This is a genomic window from Tissierella sp. (assembly GCF_052089545.1).
Lineage (GTDB): Bacteria > Bacillota > Clostridia > Tissierellales > Tissierellaceae > Tissierella_A.
Map to the genome: position 1 here is coordinate 1 of NZ_JBQDAA010000035.1, position 2,253 is coordinate 2,253.

General features: G+C 32.1%; 2 protein-coding genes, 1 tRNA gene and 1 riboswitch. Of the genes, 2 read left to right on the forward strand and 1 reads right to left on the reverse strand.

All coding sequences use genetic code 11. From position 1 onward, the window contains the following. Positions 1-3 precede the first annotated feature (3 nt). A tRNA-Pro gene (locus ACTHW2_RS04375) sits at positions 4-80 on the reverse strand. A gap of 265 nt (positions 81-345) precedes the next feature. On the opposite strand from ACTHW2_RS04375, the gene ACTHW2_RS04380 reads away from it, so the two are divergent. After that, positions 346-816, forward strand: coding sequence for a COG2426 family protein (locus ACTHW2_RS04380; protein WP_442262566.1), 471 nt, complete (start codon positions 346-348; stop codon positions 814-816). 74 nt (positions 817-890) lie between these two features. Beyond that, positions 891-993: riboswitch (SAM riboswitch) on the forward strand. A 74-nt stretch (positions 994-1,067) separates the two neighbouring features. Further along, positions 1,068-2,231 (forward strand): methionine adenosyltransferase, encoded by a 1,164-nt coding sequence (metK, locus tag ACTHW2_RS04385; protein WP_442262568.1) that lies wholly within the window; start codon positions 1,068-1,070, stop codon positions 2,229-2,231. Positions 2,232-2,253: the final 22 nt, after the last annotated feature.

Here is a 2,253-nt window from a genome sequence, read left to right on the forward strand (position 1 = left end):
TTATGGTCGGGGTGAGAGGATTTGAACCCCCGGCCCCATGGTCCCAAACCACGTGCGCTACCAAACTGCGCTACACCCCGTCAATCTATTTCTAATCGACTCTTACAGTATATGATAAATGAAAATAAAGTGCAAGTATATAGAAAAGTTAGTAAAAGCCATATATGAGCTTAATATATCTATAAATAGAGTAAACTAATATTAATCTAACTAAATCTAGCTTTACCTATCTATTATGGAGTATTTTATCTTTAATTATAATATATACATATATAATATGATTTTTATTGTGTAATAGTAATTAAAAGCTTATAATAAGATAAAAAGGGGAGGAAATTTATCTTTATGATAGAGATATTAGAAAAATTAAAAATTGAAATAATAGTTATGCTTTTTTCTATGCTTCCTCTGGTAGAACTTAGAGGTGCAATACCTCTTGGAATATCTTTAGGATTAGAGCCTATACAAAGTATGGTTATAAGTACTACAGGAAATATAATAGTTGTATTTATATTACTAAATATATTAAATCCTTTTATGTATAGATTTGAAAAGACAAAACTTTTTAATTCTACACTTGGAAAAATAAAAGAAAGATCTATGAAAAAGTCTAGAGTTATAAAAAAATATAGTATTTTAGGACTTTTTATATTTGTAAGTCTTCCCCTCCCTACAACAGGAGCTTGGACAGGTGCACTTATATCATCTATTTTGAAGTTAGATATAAAAAAAGCTTTTATAGCTATGTCTTTAGGTTTAATTGTAGCTGGAATCATAACTCTTACTATAAGTTATGGAGTCTTTAGTATATTCTAGTTATCTTATTCTTTAAAAAAGTTGACTCTAAGTTTTTACTGTGATAAGATTATGAAAAGATAAAATTAAATATTTCCTTATCAAGAGAGATGGAGGGTATGGGCCCTATGAAATCCGGCAACCAGTATTTATACAAGGTGCTAAATCCCACAGGACTTAAGTTCTGAAAGATGAGGTGGAAGCTTAAAAGCCTAACCTTTTCTTGATAAAGGTTTTTTTTATGTTTAAAATTAAAAATAGGAGGCTATAAAATGACAAAAACTTTATTTACTTCTGAATCAGTTACAGAAGGTCACCCGGATAAGATGTGTGACCAGATTTCAGATGCTATACTTGATGCTATACTTGCAGAAGATAAAGACGCAAGAGTAGCATGTGAAACTGTAGTTACAACAGGTATGGTTATGGTAGTTGGAGAGATAACAACTACATGCTATGCTGATATACCAAAAATAATAAGACGCACTGTAGAGGAAATAGGATACACTAGAGCAAAATATGGTTTTGATGCTAGTACGTGTTCTGTTCTTACTTCTATAAATGAACAATCGCCAGATATTGCTATGGGTGTAGATAAAAAAGAAGAAAATGATGAAGATGAATTAGATAAAATAGGTGCAGGAGACCAAGGTATGATGTTTGGTTATGCTTGTAATGAGACAAAGGAACTTATGCCCCTACCTATTTCACTAGCTCATAAACTCTCTAAAAGACTTGCAGACGTTAGAAAAGATGGAAGTCTAAGCTATCTAAGACCAGATGGTAAGAGTCAAGTTACAGTTGAATATGAAGATGGTAAGCCTGTTAGAATTGAAAACATAGTTGTATCAGCTCAACATAGTGATGATATAAGTCTTGATACTATAAAAGAAGATATAAGCAAACATGTAATAGAAAAAATAGTACCAATGGATTTAATAGATGATAATACTAAATACTTTATAAATCCTACAGGAAGATTTGTAGTTGGAGGACCTATGGGGGATGCAGGTCTTACAGGTAGAAAAATTATAGTTGATACCTATGGAGGATTTGGAAGACATGGAGGAGGAGCTTTTTCTGGAAAGGATCCTACAAAGGTAGATAGATCAGCTTCATATATGGCAAGATATATAGCTAAAAACCTTGTAGCAGCTGGCCTTTGTGATAGATGCGAAGTAGGACTTTCCTATGCAATAGGTGTAGCATGTCCCCTTTCTGTATATGTAGATACATTTGGTACAGGTAAGGTTTCAAATGAGGAAATGGTAAAGCTTGTAAATAAAAACTTTGACCTAAGACCTGCAGCTATTATAAGAGACTTGGGTTTAAAGAGACCTATATATAAGCAAACGGCAAGTTATGGACACTTTGGAAGAGAAGATTTAGATCTTCCTTGGGAAAAAACAGACAAGATAGACAATTTAAAAAAATAGGTAAAAAGATTTAAACCATATG